Here is an 11,390-nt window from a genome sequence, read left to right as displayed (position 1 = left end):
CCGCTGCCGGCTCGAACCATCCGAATGCCGAGATGAAGTTCTCCCTTCCCCCATGCCGTTTATGGGGGAAGGGCCGGGGATGGGGGGCGCCCCGCCCGCCGCGTGATCCCTCCATCCACGGCCGAATCCCACCCGTGCCGTCCCCCTGGCCCGCTCCGTGCCGCTGCGCCTCCCCCGCGCTATAATCCGAAGATCCCGGGGCCGCCGGCACGTCCATCCGCGTCCGCCCGCTCCGCACCGAACCGGCCAGCCAACGCATCGTGATGCAGGTCATCCAGCCCGTCGACGCAAAGGGAGCCCGCCTGGAGCGCGCCCTCAAGGAAACGATCCAGGGCGAAGTGCGCTTCGACGCCAAGTCGCGCCTGCTCTACAGCACCGATGCGTCGCTGTACCAGATCCTCCCCGTGGGCGTCGTCGTCCCGAAAGACGCGGAGGACGTGGCGGCCGCCACGCGCCTGGCAGCCGAGGCGGGCGTGCCCGTGCTGCCCCGTGGCGGCGGCACCGCCCTCGCCGGGCAGACGGTGGGGCCCGCGCTGGTGCTGGACTTTGGCAAGTACATGAACCGGGTGCTGGAGATCGATCCCGATCGCCGCACCGCGCGGGTGCAGCCGGGGCTTCGGCTGGACCGGCTGAACCGCATCGCGGCGCCGCACAAGCTGCACTTTGGGCCGGACCCGGCCACCATCCGCCAGTGCTGCCTGGGCGGGATGATCGGCAACAACTCGTGCGGGGCGCGGTCGCTGGTCTACGGCAAGACGGGCGACCACGTGCACACGCTGGACTGCATCCTGGGCAACGGCGCGTCCGCGCACTTCGGGCCGGTCGCGCGTGACCGCATCGGGGCGATGGGCGGCGTGGAGGGCGAGCTGGCGCGGCGCGTACTGGCCGTGCTGGAGCCGGAGCGGGCGCGCATCATCGACCGCTATCCAAAGGTGCCGCGCCGTGTATCCGGCTACAACTTCGATGCGATGCTCGAGGCGCCAGAGCTGAATCTGGCGCACCTCATCGTCGGCTCGGAGGGGACGCTGGCGACGGTGGTGGAGGCAACCGTGGGGCTCGTCCCCGTGCCGCCGGCGCGCGCGCTGGTGCTGCTGAGCTTCAGCGAGCGGTTCACGTCGATGGATGCAACGCCGTTCATCCTCCCCGAGCCGGGGCTGAGCGCGCTGGAGATCGTGGACTCGCGCGTGCTGCAGGGCGCTCGCGACCTCTTCGAGTTCCGCCCCACGGCCGCGCTGGTGGCGCCGGACGCCATGGGCGTGCTGTTCTGCGAGTTCAGCGGCGACACGGCCGACGAGGTGGCCGAGCGCGCCCACGACTTCGCCCGCCGCGCTCCGTCGCTGCCCGGGCGCCCAACGGCCGGCGTCTTCCTGTCCGCCGCGGAGCAGAACGCGGCGTGGGCGCTGCGCCAGGCCGCGACGGGGCTGCTGTATCGAACGACATCGCATCGCGACATCAAGCCGCAGGAATTCGTGGAGGACACCGGCATCGCGCCGGAAAAGCTGGGCGCCTACACGCGGCGCTTCGAGGAGATCGTCCACCGCAACGGGACCACGCTGGGCTTCTTTGGCCACGCGGGGCAGGCGTGCCTGCACATCCGCGTCGATCTGAATCTGAAGCGTGGCGAGGACGTGCACCGCATGCAGGCCATCGCCCACGAGGTGGCGGAGCTGGTGGCGGAGTTCGGCGGATCGCTCAGCGGCGAGCACGGGGACGGGCTGTCGCGATCCGAGTTCCTGCCCATCATGTTCGGCCCGGAGATCATGGACCTGCATCGACAGGTCAAGCAGGTGTTCGATCCGGAAAACCGCATGAACCCGGGCAAGATCGTGCCGCCCGTGCAGCGGATGAGCGAGAACCTGCGCTTCGGCGAGTCGTATCGCGCGAATCCCCCGCAGACGTGGTTCGATTATTCGAACGACGGCGGCGACTTTGCCGTGGCGGTGGAGAAGTGCAACGGGATGGGCGTCTGCCGAAAGCTGGACGCGGGGACCATGTGCCCGTCGTTCATGGTGACGCTGGAGGAGCAGCATTCGACGCGGGGACGCGCCAACTCGCTGCGCGAGGCCATGAAGGGCAACCTGCCGGGGATGCGCAGCCACGAGGTGCTGGAGGCGCTGGACCTGTGCCTGAGCTGCAAGGCGTGCAAGACGGAGTGCCCCGTGGGCGTGGACATGGCGCGCTACAAGGCGGAATTCCTGGCTCAGCACCACCGCGAGCACGGCACGGACCGCAAGTCGCAGTTCTTTGGGCGGATCCACGACGTGGCCAAGGCGGCGTCCATCGCGCCGGGGTTCGCCAACTTCGGCAACAAGATGTTCTCGGGGCTGATCAAGCAGGTGGGCGGCATCGACCCCCGCCGCGAGATGCCGACGTTCGCGCCGCAACCGTTCCGAAAGTGGTTCCGGGGGATCAACGACATCTTCCGCGGGGAAAAACCGACCGTCATCCTGCTGGACGACACGTTCAACAACTTCTTTGGCCCGGAGCCGCTAAAGGCCGCGGCCTTCGTGCTGACGCGCGCCGGCTTCAACGTCAAGCTGCCGCAAAAGCAGGTGTGCTGCGGCCGTGCGGCCATCTCCAAGGGGCTGCTGGACCACGCGCGCGACCTGCAGCAGAACCTGGTGGATGTGCTGGCGCCGGAAGTCGAAGCTGGCGCGATGGTCGTGGGCATCGAGCCCAGCTGCATCCTGACCCTACGCGACGAGCTGCCGGACCTGGTGCGCGACGGGCGCACGAAGGCGCTGGCCGCCGCGTCGCTGACGCTGGAGGAGTTCCTGGCCGGGCTGCCGGACTGGAAGCCGGGCCGGCTGGAGCGCCGCGCCGTGGTCCACGGCCACTGCCACCAGAAGGCGATCGTCGGCATGGAGCCCACGCGCCAGGTGCTGTCCCGCGTGGAGGGGCTGGAGTTCACGATCCTGGACAGCGGATGCTGCGGGATGGCGGGCTCGTTCGGCTACGAGCAGGGCCACTACGAAGTGAGCCGGGCCGCCGGCGAGCGCGTGCTGTTTCCCGCCGTGCGCGCCGCGGGCGAGGAGGCGCTGGTGGTGGCCCCCGGCTTCAGCTGCCGCCACCAGATCGCCGACTTCTGCGACAACCGCCGCAGCCTCCACACGGCGGAGCTGTTGGCGATGGCGAAGTGAAGATGAGGTGGATGATTTTCGCCGTAACCCTGGTGGCTTTCGGCTGCGGAACGTCCTCGCCGCCGGCTGCAAAGCCTGCGACTGTGAAGCCTGAGCGCGTGAAGCCCTCGCCGCGGGCGGTTCGGCTCCCGCCGCTCGAGTTGGTGGGATGCTACGCGCTGTATAACGAGGCGGGGCAGCCCGCGTCCCGGAGCCTGTACTTTGCCTCGGATCGGGTGCGCCTGGAGGCACGGGAGTGGGGGCGGCCCAATACGTGGGATGCCACGCGGCTCGGCGCCGACGGGGGAATTCCGGAGGATGGGCGCCAGGGCAGAAATGTGTACTGGGCCGTCGATTCACTCGCGGCGGACACCATCCACGTTCACATCCACACGGGCTTTAGCGGCTCCGAGCTGATCCTGGGGGTGCGGCCTGCGTCGGATACGCTGTATGGCCGGGCTCTGGAGCACTGGGACATGGGTCCCAGCACCAACGACGCGGGACGCGTGACGGCGATCCGCGTGGCCTGCGTGCCCGGGACGGGATGAGCGGGGCACCTCCCTCCGCACCGTGGCCTCAGCCGTCACGGTCAGATCGCCGGCCGCCGCGATAACCGCAACGACTGAGTTGCTGGCGATTGCGGAGTGAGACCTTGGAAGTAACCTTTTACAGTAAGAAGAGACATGAGACGCAGCACGATCATCGCAACCTGCTTGGTCAACTCAAACATGGTCAATCAGATCGAGGGCGCGGAACACAAAGTACAACAGATTTTCCGGGATGAGTTTCCTGAAGAGGATTTTGCCGCGTGGAACCGGGAAGTAGGGGATGAAACTGCGGCTACGATCATTAGGAAGATTGGTCGGGCTTCGAGGATCAACGTAAGGATGTTCATCGACGAGCTACGGCGTTAGAGCATCACCTAACACGGACTCTGCCTGCTGCCATTGCATCGTCGCCCAGATCTTTGGGCTTCGAGCAGGGCCATTACGGAGTGAGCCGGGGAGTCGGCGAGCGCGTGATCTTCCCCGCCGTGCGCAACGCGGGCGAGGAGGCGCTGGTGGTGGCCCCCGGCTTCAACTGCCGCCACCAGAGGGCGACTTCTGCGACAAACGCCACTTACTGCACACGCCGAGTTGCTGACACTCCCTGGCGGACCCCAACCCGCGTAGGAATTTTGTTGCGTTGTGGAGAAAGAAATCATTGGAGGTTGATGCTGTTTACTGTAGTTTGGAGGATCGCCGCTGGTCCGTTCGACCTCACTTGGAGACAACAATGGATTGGCTTAATCCGTTCCCACATGTAGATAAACATCCCCGGGTGGTAGCTCTCGTCTTAGTAGGTGTTCTAGTGGCGGGCGCAATTGGCGGATGTTCTACACGCGATCCCTTCAGCATGATCTCCAAGGGTTTCGTTCCGCTTCCGATCAACGCTTTGCAGGGATGGAACAGCGGCTCACCCTGATTCACGAGAGCCGTATGCGCGATTCAGCACGTTTCGCTAGCGAGATGAGGGTGGCTGATGGCCAGATCCACGCCCTATTGACGGGACTAACAGGGTTCGATCGATCCTCACGTGGATTGATCGTCGAACTTCGCCGGATTTTGCCGAACCTTCCCGACACTTCCATATCGCAGGTACAACAGAGCATAGATTCTATAGCGATTCAACTAGATAGCGTGCGGAGTACGATGCTGGCCGTCAGACTGATGGATGATCTCCGGCACCCGAGGTTTGAACTCGCTTCCGGGGGGGGTGCTACTGTCAGCCACGCCGATGCGCCCCTGCTAGCTCCCATTTCGCTTATGATCTGGGGTATTGCAGGACTTATTGTCTTCCTCTCTGCAAACTTCCTCTTCGACAGGCACCGTCAGCGGGAACTCACTCGCGAGATCGAGAGACTACGAGCGCGTTTAGATGAGACAGGGCGCACCACTCCTTAACCGCAAATCCGCTGCGGGGGCTGGGTGGCTGGACCGTGCTTTGCACGCGACACTGTGCGCAAGGCGACCAATCCACCCACGGGCATTCGCGACGCCGATGTCTCACGCCTACATCGCCGTCTCACGCTTCACGCCTTGGCCGGAAGCCTTGGCCTAGCACCTCCTCAGTCCACGCACCCACGGCCTCCTGCGCGTCGCGCAACTCCTCGCCGAACTCCAGCACTGCCTCTGCGACCAGCAGGTCCATCGACATCTCGCACTCAGAGACGTAGCGGGAGAGCTTGATCGAGGAGTACGCGACTGCCTCCAGAGCGCCGAAGCGGTCCGACAGCATCTCCAGCATGCGCGCGGGGGTGGTTCCTTCCATCCCCATGGCATCGCTCCTGGTTTCTTGCGCCTCCGGCAGAGGATTCCGTCTCCGCTTCTCTCGACTACGACCGGCCGTCGAGCCTGCCCACGACCTTGCTGAAGTCGCGGCGGGCGAGGGCGTCGGGGGTGATCCAGAAGGTGGCCTTGCCGTTCAGGCTGGCAACGTCCCACGCGAGCCCCCGGTCGGCGTCGATGTTCAACAGGCAGATGATCGGGTCGTCGACGTCGCGCGCTTGGTGGCAGGCGGGGGCGTGGCCGAGCATCTGAGAAAAGTGCGGGTTGAACTCGTCGTAACCGGAGTAGTAGGACGCGTAGGCGGCGTAGACGTGGTCGGGCACCAGCGCCGCCAAGATGGGGTCCCCCGCGAAGGACCGGAGCGTATCGGCGGCGGCGTAGGAGACGAGCACGGGATGATCATCCAGACCTGCCAGCCACGCGCGCAGCGCCTGCCGGTCCTCCTCCGCCACCGGTTGCTCGAGCGGCACCTCGCGCGAGCGTGCGAGCCAGTATTCGGCCTTGGCGACGCGCTCGCCCGGCGTTTTCTCGCCGAGCGAGTAGCTGCGCGGAATGTCCAGGAACCGCAGGGCGAGATGGTGGATGTACGCCCAGTACTGCGGAAAGCTCTGCGCGCCGGAGGCGGCGAAGTGGAAGATCGTCCTGCCCGCATCGCGCCCCGCTCCGGGCACGGACTGGCTTGTCCGCGGCAGGCCGGCGGCGGCCATCAGCGCGGCGGCACGCCGGGCGTCCAGCTGCTCGGCGTAGGCTTCGCGCACGTCATCGCTGATCTCCGGCTCGTCCGAGGCCCCGCGCACGAACCGGTCGAGCAGGCGGCGCCACAGCCCCTTGTCCCGCTCGCCCGGATAGGGCAGGGCGGATTCTTCGGGAAAGCTGTCGAAGGGGAGCGGCACGACGGGCCATCCAAAATGGACGTTCGACTCCGTCAGGGAACTCTCCAGGGACGGCAGGTCCGCGGGCGGGTGGCGTAGCGGAGTGCGCACGCCGGCATCGAGCGCATACAGCACGCGGCAGGTGTCGGAGGCGGGGCCCTCGCGGTTCCAGGTGTACCGGTCGCCCCGGCCAAAGAAGAAGAGGACGCCCCGCTCCGGCAGCACCGTCGTGAAGCGGATGTCGGCGCAGTCGATCTGGGCCATGAAGTGGAGCGGCGTGCCGCCGGAGGTGCGCGGCCACGTGTGGCTCTCAGGCAGCCGGGGAAGCCCGCCGAAGTGGCTGTTGGTCGGCGGGCCGGCGTGCGGCGGCCAGGGCTGGTGCAGGAGCACCGCCTCGCGCCGGTAGCGGCGGAACAGCGCATCGGGATCGTTGCCGGCCCCCATCGGCTACTCCGCGGCCGGAAGGTGGATCTCGCCGCCACCCCGGCGGATGCGCTCGCTCATCATCTCCATCCCTCGTCATCCGCAGGGCTCCGGCCGAACCGCATCCCCGGCATGGTAGCCGGACGCGCATCATCTGACAACGCGCCGCGTAGACGAGGTGGAGCGGGAGGCCGGCGTTCATCCGCAGGGCCGGCTTGTCGTTTCGCGGGCAAGATCCTTCGTCGCCGCCAGGGTCCCCGCACAGGCGAAAATCGCGCGGCGGCTCCTCAGCTCGACTTTGGCCTTCTCAGGCCGCATATGCAAGCGCGTCGGCCCAGCGTTGAAGCAGCGGGTCTGGATTATTAGCGTTGTCGCCCGCGTACGGCGAGTAGGAAATATTCTCGTGCAGCCAGAGCTGGCGCCGCACGGCCGCGATCGCGTCGCTGAAAGAAAGCGCCTGCTTGGAATACCATGCCGCCTGCCGGGGTGTGAGATGGCCGGAGCGGTGAAGGCGCTGGCCGAGCAGGGTAACGATGGAAAACAGGCCCAGCAGGACAGGTGTGGTGCGGTCGATCGCCTTGTGCGACCACTGACGCTGTGTCTCCACTCCGAGATGGCGGCGGCTCTCGGCGAAAGTGACCTCCATCTGCCAGCGCCGGACGAAATAGGAGAGAATGCGCGTGGCGCGCAGTGACGGATCGGTGCAGAGGTAGGCGCGAGACTCGAGCTTGCCGTCAGGGTCGCGGACGAGAACGAATCGCCCAGAGATCGGGGGTTTACCCTTGTAGTACCAGACGGCCGTGAAGGTGGTGATCTCGACGGTCTTCTCGGTGCGGCCATACCACGTGCGGAGGCGGATGCGCCGCCAGACCGTCGTCGGATCGTGCAGCCTCTCACGCAGGCTGGGCAGGCGCTCCCCCTTGAGCCGCTTCCGGCCGCGCTTTCCGGCGGCAGGCTCGGGAGCGGGGGCGTAAAGCCCGCTGTCCAGGCGCATCTGCGTGATGACAATGACATGGCGGCGCAGACCGGCCAGGAACTCGTAGGCGGCATAGGTGCTGTCGCAGACCAAGATGATCTTGCGCTCGGCCACCCAACGCCGGACCTGCTTGACCAGTTGCCGTCCCCAGTCGGTGATCGCCTTGTGCCGGATGCCGCGCTGCTGCGCGTAGCGCTCAGACGGGGCGAGCGCGGTGAGGAAGGGCAGGGCCCAGACCCGCCCGGCAAAGGGCACGCGCACGAGCAGCATCACGCAGATCCAGCGCAGCCCGCTCGCCTTGACGAAGTGGCCGCGGCTGGAGCGAACGGGATCACGGTAGATGCCGCGCTTGTCGATCTTCTTGCCCCAGCGCCGCTCGATCGTCTCATCGAGGCCGATGACGATCGGACCGCGGAGGGCGAAGGCAATGAGGAGCAGCAGCAGGAGGATGTGGCTGGCCTGCAGGGGACTCCAGCGTGCACGGGAAAGGACGCGATGGTAGTTCACGAAGGTGTGCTTCGCCTCCAGCCCCGAGATGCGCAGCGCCGCGGTGACGGTGCGTCTGCCGGGGGAGAGGAGCGCACCGATCACCAGCTGCCGGGCATTGCCAAAGGTCGGCTGGGTGAAGAGCGGAGCAAAGGAGAGGAGGAGCGCTTCGAACTCGCTCCATCCGGCAGCGGCGGCGGTGGGTGTCAGACACATGCACCCAATGTAAACTTGTAGGTGGCGACGGGGAAATCCGCCGCTCGACATCGGAAAAGGCCAAAGTCGAGCTCAGGATGACGCGCTTCGGTGAGAATCGGCCTCCCACCCCCCTCTCGGAAGGCCGCTGGACGACGATCGCCATCGTTCCGCAACGGCAGCCTTGCGCGGGCAGCATCCGGCGTGCTTCCTTGGTGATTCCCGCCTGCCGCACCTCCCATCCTCCGCCCCGCGACCTCCCATGCCCGCACCCGCACGCGAACGGTTTTTTCCCCGCTGGACGCCCGTCGCGGGCGGGGTGGTGGGGCCCGAGGAGCGGCTGCCGTGGGGGCAGACGATGGTGGTGGGGCTGCAGCACGTGTTCGCCATGTTCGGCGCCACGGTGCTGGTGCCCATCCTGATGGGCTTCGACGCCAACACCTCCGTGTTCTTCTCGGGGATCGGCACGCTGCTGTTCTTCGTGGTCGTGGGCGGACGGGTGCCCAGCTACCTGGGGAGCAGCTTTACCTTTCTGCCCATCACGCTGGCGGCCACGGCGTACGCCGGAAAGGGTCCCAACCCCAACATCGGCGTGGCGCTGGGCGGCATCATCGCGGCGGGGGCGCTGTACGCCCTCATCGGCCTGGTGGTGATGGGGACGGGGTACCGGTGGATCGAGCGGCTGATGCCCCCCGTCGTCACGGGCGCGGTGGTGGCGGTGATCGGGCTGAACCTGGCGCCGGTGGCCGTCAAGTCCATCAGCGGCAGCGGGTTCGACACGGGGGTCGGGCTGGCGACGGTGCTGGCGACGGGCGCCGTGGCCGTCTACGCGCCGGGGCTGCTGCGCCGCGTGCCCATCCTGCTGGGCGGCATCATCGGCTACGTGCTGTACCTGGTGCTGGCCAACGGGATGGGGATGGGGCCGGTGATCGACTTCGCACCGCTGCGCGACGCGGCGTGGATCGGCTTTCCCACCTTTTCGCGGCCCGTGTTCAGCTGGAACGTGGCGCTGCTCTTTGCCCCGGCGGCGCTGGTGCTGGTGGCCGAGAACCTGGGACACATCAAGGCGGTGGGCGCCATGACGGGGCAGTCGCTGGACCGCCACCTGGGCCGCGCGTTCGTGGGCGACGGGCTGGCGTGCATGCTGGCGGCGTCCGGCGGCGGCACGGGCGTGACCACCTACGCCGAGAACATCGGGGTGATGGCGGTCACGCGCATCTACTCCACGCTCATCTTCGTGGTGGCGGGCGCGGCGGCCGTGGTGATGGGGATGTCGCCCAAGTTCGGCGCGCTGGTGGGGACCATTCCCGGCCCCGTGCTGGGCGGGCTGTCCGTGGTCCTCTTCGGGCTGATCGCGGCCACCGGCGGGCGCATCTGGGTGCAGAACCGCGTCGATTTTTCCAACAGCCGCAACCTGGTGACGGCCGCCGTCACGCTGACCTTGGGCGCGGGCGACCTAGCGCTCAAGATGGGCGGGTTCACGCTTCCCGGCATCGGCACGGCGACGTTCGGCGCCATCCTCCTCTACCAGCTGCTGCGCGACCCGGCGGAGCGCCACGATGCCCTGGCCACGGCGGATTCCGGCGGGGATGCCGCCGATCTCGAGCCCGTGCCGGCCGCCGCCGTGCACTGAGGGCCTGCACATGCGGGGGTTGGACGAGATGCGTTCGATGCTGAACAGGCTGCGGGCCCGGCCCTGGCTCCCCGGGAGAAGGCGCGTTCTCCGGGTGGGCGCCGCGTTTGCCGGGCTGGTGGTGGGCTTGGAGCTGGTGCCGGAGCCGCGCGGGACGCGGATTCCGCCCCCGCCCGGCGCCGTGATGGCCGGCGAAGACTTCGCCGTCTCGCTGGTCGGCTGCCAGGACGAGCACGGGAACGGGGCGGCGACGCGCTCGTTCATCTGCGCGCTGGTGATCCGCAACACCGGGCCGGAGCGAAGCCACCTGCTGGTCGACGAGATCGCGCTCGGCAGGGACGGACGCGTGCTGGCGTCGTACGTGAGCGGGTTCCACACCAACGTCCTGCCCGGCCGTGCCGTGAAGCCGACCGTGCGCCTGGCGGGGATCGATCGGGCGCAAAACCCCGAGCAGCTGCAGGTCGTGGTGCGCGTGGTTGCACGGGAGCCGCACCGCGTGGTGCTCCCCTTTGCGTGGGGCGGGCCGGGAAAGCTTCCCTTGATCCCGTTCGATTTGGGAAAGTGACGCAGCGCGCCGCGACGGTCGCGACGACACATGCCTCGGCGATCCGGGGCAACGCGGAAACCTGATTCTTTCCAGGAGGCGAGATGGGCGTGACGGGGATCGGCGGATTCTTTTTCCGCGCGAAGGATCCAAAGGCGATGCAGGCCTGGTACGCCGAGCACCTGGGCGTGGGATCGGCGCCGTACGGCCAGTGGGATACGCAGGCGGGGCCCAGCGTGTTCGCGCCGTTCGCGGCCGACACGGACTACTTCGCCGCGGATCGCCAGTGGATGCTCAACCTGCGCGTGGACGACCTGGACGGCCTGTGCGACACGCTCCGCGCGGCGGGGATCGAGGTGATCACCAACCCGGAGTGGGACATGCCGGGCGTGGGCCGCTTCGCGCGCATCCACGACCCGGAGGGCAATCCCATCGAGCTGTGGCAGCCGGACGAGTCCACCTGAGAGGGTGCCGCCATACCAACCTTGGATGGAGGCCGAGGAGCGTCATCCTGAGGGAGCGCCGCGCGTAACCTGGACGCACACAGAACCTTGGCGCGACCGAAGGATCTTGTGTGCGAAACTCGAACGCGGCTTTCGTGCACGAGGGTCGCCGCAGAGTTTCGCGGGCAAGATCCTTCGTCGCCGCCAAAGATCAGGTTCGGGCAGGGACCACGCGGCGGCTCCTCAGCAACTGTGTTTCAGACGGTGGCCGCGATCGCCGGATTCCAAGGTGTATTCGTGCGCGCCATCGTGTTCAGGATCACGAGCAGCTTTCGAAGACACGCGATCATGGCAACCTTGAATGGCTTCCCT

The 11,390-nt window shown here is 67.4% G+C and carries 9 protein-coding genes and 1 pseudogene; 6 read left to right on the top strand and 4 right to left on the bottom strand.

The annotated features are described in order from the left end of the window. The first annotated feature begins 263 nt into the window (after positions 1-263). The 3 genes from VFZ20_RS10990 to VFZ20_RS10980 all read left to right on the top strand — a co-directional run bounded on the left by VFZ20_RS10990 (position 264) and on the right by VFZ20_RS10980 (position 4,033). Entirely contained in the window at positions 264-3,140 is a 2,877-nt protein-coding gene (locus tag VFZ20_RS10990) for an FAD-binding and (Fe-S)-binding domain-containing protein (protein ID WP_329683920.1), read from the top strand. Between the two features lie 98 nt (positions 3,141-3,238). After that, complete coding sequence (locus tag VFZ20_RS10985) at positions 3,239-3,667, top strand: hypothetical protein (RefSeq protein ID WP_329683919.1); 429 nt, start codon at positions 3,239-3,241, stop codon at positions 3,665-3,667. Positions 3,668-3,802: 135 nt separating this feature from the next. Beyond that, positions 3,803-4,033: a hypothetical protein gene (locus VFZ20_RS10980; RefSeq protein ID WP_329683918.1), complete on the top strand. Its 231-nt coding sequence runs from the start codon at positions 3,803-3,805 to the stop codon at positions 4,031-4,033. A gap of 1,150 nt (positions 4,034-5,183) precedes the next feature. Here VFZ20_RS10980 and VFZ20_RS10975 read toward each other — a convergent pair. The 3 genes from VFZ20_RS10975 to VFZ20_RS10965 all read right to left on the bottom strand — a co-directional run bounded on the left by VFZ20_RS10975 (position 5,184) and on the right by VFZ20_RS10965 (position 8,419). Then, entirely contained in the window at positions 5,184-5,405 is a 222-nt protein-coding gene (locus VFZ20_RS10975; RefSeq protein WP_329683917.1) for a hypothetical protein, read from the bottom strand. Positions 5,406-5,493: 88 nt separating this feature from the next. Continuing rightward, positions 5,494-6,762 (bottom strand): DUF1963 domain-containing protein, encoded by a 1,269-nt coding sequence (locus tag VFZ20_RS10970; RefSeq protein WP_329683916.1) that lies wholly within the window; start codon positions 6,760-6,762, stop codon positions 5,494-5,496. A gap of 286 nt (positions 6,763-7,048) precedes the next feature. Further along, a complete protein-coding gene (locus VFZ20_RS10965) occupies positions 7,049-8,419 on the bottom strand; it encodes an IS701 family transposase (RefSeq protein ID WP_329683915.1) in 1,371 nt (456 codons plus the stop codon). 241 nt (positions 8,420-8,660) lie between these two features. Here VFZ20_RS10965 and VFZ20_RS10960 point away from each other — a divergent pair, with 241 nt between their 5' ends. The 3 genes from VFZ20_RS10960 (at position 8,661) to VFZ20_RS10950 (ending at position 11,039) form a co-directional block, all read left to right on the top strand. Further along, on the top strand, positions 8,661-10,031 hold the full coding sequence (locus tag VFZ20_RS10960; protein WP_329683914.1) for a solute carrier family 23 protein: 1,371 nt from the start codon (positions 8,661-8,663) through the stop codon (positions 10,029-10,031). A 37-nt stretch (positions 10,032-10,068) separates the two neighbouring features. Further along, the gene (locus VFZ20_RS10955) at positions 10,069-10,596 is read left to right on the top strand and encodes a hypothetical protein (protein WP_329683913.1); all 528 of its coding nucleotides are present in this window, start codon (positions 10,069-10,071) and stop codon (positions 10,594-10,596) included. 83 nt (positions 10,597-10,679) lie between these two features. After that, positions 10,680-11,039 carry a VOC family protein gene (locus tag VFZ20_RS10950; RefSeq protein WP_329683912.1) on the top strand — a complete coding sequence of 120 codons (360 nt, stop codon included), beginning with the start codon at positions 10,680-10,682 and terminating at the stop codon, positions 11,037-11,039. A 236-nt stretch (positions 11,040-11,275) separates the two neighbouring features. On the opposite strand, the pseudogene VFZ20_RS32740 reads toward VFZ20_RS10950, so the two are convergent. Next, positions 11,276-11,390, bottom strand: a pseudogene (locus VFZ20_RS32740) (IS110 family transposase); the annotation flags it as partial.

It is taken from the genome of Longimicrobium sp., assembly GCF_036280135.1.
In the GTDB taxonomy this organism is placed as follows: domain Bacteria; phylum Gemmatimonadota; class Gemmatimonadetes; order Longimicrobiales; family Longimicrobiaceae; genus Longimicrobium.
This window is presented reverse-complemented; position numbering and strand designations above follow the sequence as displayed.